The sequence below is a fragment of the Ignatzschineria cameli genome (assembly GCF_003121895.1).
GTDB lineage: Bacteria > Pseudomonadota > Gammaproteobacteria > Cardiobacteriales > Wohlfahrtiimonadaceae > Ignatzschineria > Ignatzschineria cameli.
In genome coordinates, this window is record NZ_QEWW01000022.1 from 1 (window position 1) to 5,994 (window position 5,994).

General features: G+C 42.8%; 6 protein-coding genes. 3 read left to right on the forward strand and 3 right to left on the reverse strand.

Annotation, left to right across the window (positions count from 1 at the left end):
* Nucleotides 1–287 precede the first annotated feature (287 nt).
* Nucleotides 288–1,226 (reverse strand): transglycosylase SLT domain-containing protein, encoded by a 939-nt coding sequence (locus tag DC077_RS10485; RefSeq protein ID WP_157953539.1) that lies wholly within the window; start codon nucleotides 1,224–1,226, stop codon nucleotides 288–290.
* A 516-nt stretch (nucleotides 1,227–1,742) separates the two neighbouring features.
* Here DC077_RS10485 and aroQ point away from each other — a divergent pair.
* The 3 genes from aroQ to accC all read left to right on the forward strand — a co-directional run bounded on the left by aroQ (nucleotide 1,743) and on the right by accC (nucleotide 4,103).
* Nucleotides 1,743–2,204, forward strand: a complete 462-nt coding sequence (gene aroQ / locus DC077_RS10490) for a type II 3-dehydroquinate dehydratase (RefSeq protein ID WP_192874929.1) — start codon at nucleotides 1,743–1,745, stop codon at nucleotides 2,202–2,204.
* 61 nt (nucleotides 2,205–2,265) lie between these two features.
* Nucleotides 2,266–2,733 (forward strand): acetyl-CoA carboxylase biotin carboxyl carrier protein, encoded by a 468-nt coding sequence (accB, locus tag DC077_RS10495; RefSeq protein ID WP_094567821.1) that lies wholly within the window; start codon nucleotides 2,266–2,268, stop codon nucleotides 2,731–2,733.
* Nucleotides 2,734–2,747: 14 nt separating this feature from the next.
* Nucleotides 2,748–4,103 carry an acetyl-CoA carboxylase biotin carboxylase subunit gene (gene accC / locus DC077_RS10500; protein ID WP_094567822.1) on the forward strand — a complete coding sequence of 452 codons (1,356 nt, stop codon included), beginning with the start codon at nucleotides 2,748–2,750 and terminating at the stop codon, nucleotides 4,101–4,103.
* Between the two features lie 113 nt (nucleotides 4,104–4,216).
* On the opposite strand, the gene hemH is transcribed toward accC, so the two are convergent.
* Entirely contained in the window at nucleotides 4,217–5,164 is a 948-nt protein-coding gene (hemH, locus tag DC077_RS10505) for a ferrochelatase (protein WP_109201741.1), read from the reverse strand.
* 283 nt (nucleotides 5,165–5,447) lie between these two features.
* Complete coding sequence (locus tag DC077_RS10945) at nucleotides 5,448–5,621, reverse strand: hypothetical protein (protein ID WP_157953775.1); 174 nt, start codon at nucleotides 5,619–5,621, stop codon at nucleotides 5,448–5,450.
* Nucleotides 5,622–5,994: the final 373 nt, after the last annotated feature.

Sequence of the window (5,994 nt, forward strand, 5' to 3'; positions counted from 1 at the left end):
CGCGGCTCCATGAATCTTCTTAAGAATCATCCATAAAAAAAGGCTGAACGCTGCCGGATCTTACTATCGCGTACTTTTACAAATCACGCGCCGGCAGTAGGCATCTAAGATGCCGAATCGCGGGCATGCACAGGCTAAAAGAACGAAATAGTCGGCTCCCGCGGCTCCATGAATCTTCTTAAGAATCATCCATGAAAAAAGGCTGAACGCTGCCGGAGATAACCTGCGAGCTTCAACAATTTGCATGCCGGCAAATATCGCTACTTCAGCAATATCACCCTCAGCGCTTAGTTCGTTCCGTATGCTAAGGTTGCAATCTCTTTGGGCATAATCATCACTGAAGAGCCATCTTTTGTATAGAGATCACTTGGATTGAGATACTTGATGGTATGCTCTTTTAATCCATAACGACGTGCGGCTTCTAAGAGCTCTTTTTTATTGGGGGATTTCACCGCAATAATTTCCGGAATTGATTCGACCGGCACTTCGAGTTGCGATTTCTCTAACGCTAATTGTGAAAGCGCTAAAACACGAGGAATATAAGCTTTAGTGATCGGAGGTAGATCTAAATTCCAGAAATTCACCGGCTTACCAGCAGCTCGATTCTTCTTCATACTCCGAAGAACTCGCCCCTCACCGGCATTGTAAGCAGCTAAAGTTAAGAGCCAATCACCATCAAAACGACGATTGAGATACTCAAGATAATCGAGCGCGGCTTCCGTTGCTCGAACGAAGTTTAAACGACCATCTGATTTTTGTGAAATCTGAATACCAAAGGTCTTTGCTGCCGCAGGGCCTAATTGCCATAGACCGATATGCTGACCATTACGCGCATTAGGACGATAACCACTCTCCACTAAAGGAACAAAAGCGATCTCAAGCGGCAAACCTCGTCGCGCTAACTCGTCAACAACATAATTGAAGACCACAAGCCCATCACCATCAAGATGCGTGAAGACTCCGGCATTTTTTGTCTCATAATTTTGGATCATGGCACGAACGCGGGCGTGATCTTTATCTCCCATTCCCATTCCATTGTTGAGTTTTGTGGTAAGGAGTAGATCCGGTTCGTAAAGTTGTGCGCGCTCTCGCCCAGAAGCGAAAGTGAGGGTGAGCAGCGATGCCATTAGGCAGAGTGTCAGAAAAAATAGCTGCAGTGAAACCCGGCGCCAAGAGGTGATACGACCTAAATAATCGATTGAAAAATAACTCTCTTTTTTAGTCATCCCATTCATTCTATTTGTTAAACAGAAAAGGAGTATAACTGAGATTGATCAAAAAAACCGCTTTATTTTTTTTATCAGAACGATTTTCTACCTATAGTTAATCCTTTTTTAATCCTTTTTAAATCTTTTTTCATAAGGCTTAAAAAGGTGATAGAAGGTTATTAAAGAACGCTTGAGGCGCGATGAAGAAATGGTTAAAGAAACATTTAAAACTAACCAATTAAATGACTTTAGCCTCTAACTTTCCTCTAATTTTAATGTCTATTTGTAATGTCTATTTACGACTATTTTGCCTATCTGCCTCTACCTATCTGCCTCTATTTATGCCTATTTATTAGCCGACTGAGCCATAGATCTCGCTGTAATAGAGGGTAGATGCCCTTTCTCTTAAATTTAAGATGCATTCTAAGTAGCGCGAAAGAGAGATCTTTAAAATAAAATATGCCAAATGAAAAGCCTTAATGGTATAAAGGAATATTTAGGCACTCTTAAAAATTATGCGGTAAAATGTCACTTATGATAAATCAAGAAAAGCACAAAAAAATCCTTCTAATCAATGGAGTTAACTTAAACCTCTTAGGTATGCGTGAGCCTGAAATTTATGGGAGCGCAACCCTTGAGATGCTTGAGTCACACTTAGTTAAGTGCGGGAAGGCGTGCAAAATCGATTTAATCACAATGCAGAGTAATCGTGAATATGAGATTGTCGAAACAATTCATGCAGCAAAGCAGAACAATATTGAGGGCATTATTATCAATCCCGGCGCCTTTACCCATACAAGTATCGCCATTCGTGATGCTTTTCTCGGCGTAGAGATACCCTTTGTAGAGATCCATATCTCAAATGTCTTTAGGCGAGAGTCTTTTAGACACACCTCTTACCTATCAGATATCGCTAGCGGCGTCATCGTCGGATGTGGTCTTTATGGTTATGAACTTGCACTACTCAATATTACGAATATAATCTCTAACAAATAGATCGAAATAAGGAGATTCCTCTATGGAATCTCCTTATCATTTTACATAGGAGCTAATCTTAATGGATATTAAAGAAATTGAAAAACTCGTAGAACTCATTGATAACTCATCCATCGATGAAATCGAGATTACAGACGGTGAAGAGTCACTTCGTATTAGCCGCTTTCCAAAAGAGACGCAGGTATTTACCGGTCAGATGCCAATGATGCAGCCACAAGCTGCGCCTCAAACAAATGTGCAGATGCCATCCGTAGCGACAACTTCAGCGCCAGAAGCAGCTCCTGCTGAACTCTCTGGAAAAATTGTTCGTTCACCAATGGTGGGAACATTCTACCGTGCAGCTTCCCCTACGTCAGACCCATTCACAGAAATCGATGCGCAAGTTAATGTTGGCGATGTTGTCTGCATTATCGAAGCGATGAAGATGTTTAACCAAATTGAAGCGGAAGTTTCAGGAAAAGTTGTGAAATTCTTAGTAGAAAATGGTGAGCCTGTAGAGTTTGATCAGCCTCTCATGATCCTTGAATAAGGAGCTATTTAGAGATGTTAAAGAAAGTATTAATTGCAAACCGCGGAGAGATCGCACTGCGAATTCTAAGAGCTTGTAAAGAGCTTGGAATTCAGACAGTTGCCGTTCACTCAACCGGTGATAAAGATCTTAAGCATGTGCGCCTTGCAGATGAGTCTGTCTGTATCGGTCCACCTGCGCCAGGTCTGAGCTATCTCAATATTCCGAGCATTATTGCTGCTGCTGAATTAACTAATGCCGATGGTATCCATCCCGGTTACGGTTTCTTAGCAGAGAATGCTGATTTTGCAGAACGTGTTGAGAATTCTGGATTTACCTTTATCGGCCCTACTGCAGAGACAATCCGCATTATGGGAGATAAAGTTTCCGCCAAGAAAGCGATGATTGAAGCAGGGGTTCCTTGTGTTCCCGGCTCTGGCGATGCTTTAAGCGATAACAAGGAAGAGAACCTCCGTCTTGCACGTGAAGTTGGCTATCCGATTATTGTTAAAGCTTCCGGCGGTGGCGGTGGTCGCGGGATGCGTGTTGTAGAGTCTGAAAAAGATCTACTTCGCTCTATCGAATTGACTAAATCAGAAGCTCTTGCTGCTTTTGGTAATCCAGAAGTCTATATGGAGCGCTATCTTCAAAAGCCTCGCCATATTGAGATCCAAGTTTTAGCAGATGGCCAAGGCAATGCGATTCATCTCGGTGAGCGTGACTGTTCATTACAGCGTCGTCATCAGAAAGTATTGGAAGAAGCGCCAGCGCCTGGCATTACGGCAGAAGAGCGTGCGCGCATCGGTCAAGCGTGTGTTGAAGCGTGTAAACGTATCAACTATCGTGGTGCGGGAACTTTTGAGTTCCTCTATGAAAATGGTGAATTCTTCTTTATTGAGATGAATACCCGTATTCAAGTTGAGCATCCTATTACAGAGATGATTACAGGGGTTGACCTTGTTCGTGAGCAACTTAAAATCGCAAGTGGCATGCCGTTAACCTTAACGCAAGATGATATTAAGTTTGAAGGTCATGCGATCGAATGCCGTATCAATGCGGAGCATCCTGAGACCTTTATCCCATCACCGGGCTTAATCACCAATTATCATCCACCCGGTGGTCCAGGGATTCGCATCGATACCCATATCTATGCAGGTTACACTGTTCCGCCCTTCTACGATTCGATGATTGCAAAAATTATCTCTTACGCACCAACGCGTGATATGGCAATTGGTCGCCTTAAAAATGCGCTTCATGAGCTGATTATTGAAGGAATCAACACCAATGCTGAATTGCATCTTCGTATCTTAAATGATCCTGTCTTCCTTAAAGGCGGCATGGATATTCACCATCTCGAGAAGATGTTGAAAGAGAGCAAAGTAGAAGCGTAACAGGATCATTACAGTCAAAATAGAAAGAGAGCGATAGGATTAAACCGATCGCTCTCTCTTTTTGTCGCTTATACTTATATTCTTCAAGCCCTATTCAAAGCTCTGTTCAAGCTCTATTTAAGAACCTCATCCTTCATCATCTCGATATGGAGATCATCACTATTGATGCAAGGGATAAAGGTATAGGCTTCCCCGCCTGACTCCATAAAGAGCTCATAGTTCTCCATCGCCATCTCTTCTAGCGTCTCTAAGCAATCGGCACTAAAGCCGGGGCAGAAGACGGCAATCTTGGTAATAGCATTGCCGGGCGCTTCTTCAAAGAATTGTGCGGCATAAGGTTGTAGCCACTCTGCGCGCCCAAAGCGTGATTGGAAAACGGTCTCAAAGCGCTCTAAGGGTTCTCCCATACGTTCGGCGATCAAGCGAGTTGTCTCTAGGCATTGATCATAATAGGGGTCACCATCGAGATAAGTTTGACGAGGCATACCGTGATAAGAGAAGACATACTTATCGAGCTCAAGACCTTTTGTCGATTCGCGGATACGTTCAACACAGGCATCGATATAGTATGGGTTTTGATAATAGGCACCCAAGACTCGTAATGCGGGGAAATAACGAAGCTCTCGTAGTACCTCGCCAACCTTATCCATCACAGATGCTGTCGTTGCTGCAGAATATTGCGGATAGAGGGGAAAGATCACGATCTCATCGACCTTATCGGCAATCAATTTCTTAATTGCTGATTCGATAGAGGGATTACCATAGCGCATCGCGATCTCAACCTGATAATTCTCCGGCAAGAGTTGCGTCAATTTCTCTGCTTGTGCCTTAGTAATATTGAGTAATGGTGAGCCATTATCCCAAACCTCTTGATACTTTTCCGCCGATTTTTGTGGGCGAGTATTGAGGATAATTCCGTAGAGAATGGGATACCACTTCCATTTAGGCTCCTCAATAACGCGAGGATCTTTTAAAAACTCTTCAAGATAGACCTTAAGCGCCTCTTTCGTCGGTGCATCTGGGGTCCCTAGATTTGTTAATACAACACCAATTTTCTTCATTCTTAAATCTCTATTTTATCATCGTGAATCTTGCGTGAATCAATGCATGAATAAAAAGGGGCATCCCCTTGCGGATCATTATTTTGTAATTATTGCTGTAATTACTGCTGTAACTATTGCTGCAATAATGTAATGCAATAATGTAATGCAATAATGGTATAGACCATCTATAACTCTCTATTCTAACAGTAGCAGCAAGAAGATGGCTAATGATTCTCATCATCATTTTCAATCGCCCTCTTTCAGATATTCAATTGAGAGTTCGCTACTTGCCGATACCTCATCAGCCTATTTTTTCATGGATGATTCTTAAGAAGATTCGTGGAGCCGCGGGAACCGACCATTTCGTTCTTTTCACCTCTGCATGCCCGCTGTTCGGCACTTTCAGCACCAGGATGATATCGCTAAAGTAGCGATATTTGCCGGCATGCAAATTTTGGAGGGATGCAATGGTCATCTCCGGCAACTCATCAACCTATATTATTTCAAAAAAATAAGAAAGTTATTGGCGATAGAAGATCTCCAACTGCCGGCGTGCGATTTATGGAAGTACGCAATAGTGAGGACCGGCAGCGTTCAGCTTTTTCTGTCTCATTTTTTTATCTCAAACAATGATTCCTAAGAAGGTTCATGGAGCCGCGGGAACCAACCATTTCGTTCTTTTCACCTCTGCATGCCCGCTGTTCGGCACTTTCAGCACCAGGATGATATCGCTAAAGTAGCGATATTTGCCGGCATGCAAATTTTGGAGGGATGCAATGGTCATCTCCGGCAACTCATCAACCTATATTATTTCAAAAAAATAAGAAAGTTATTGGCGATAGAAGATC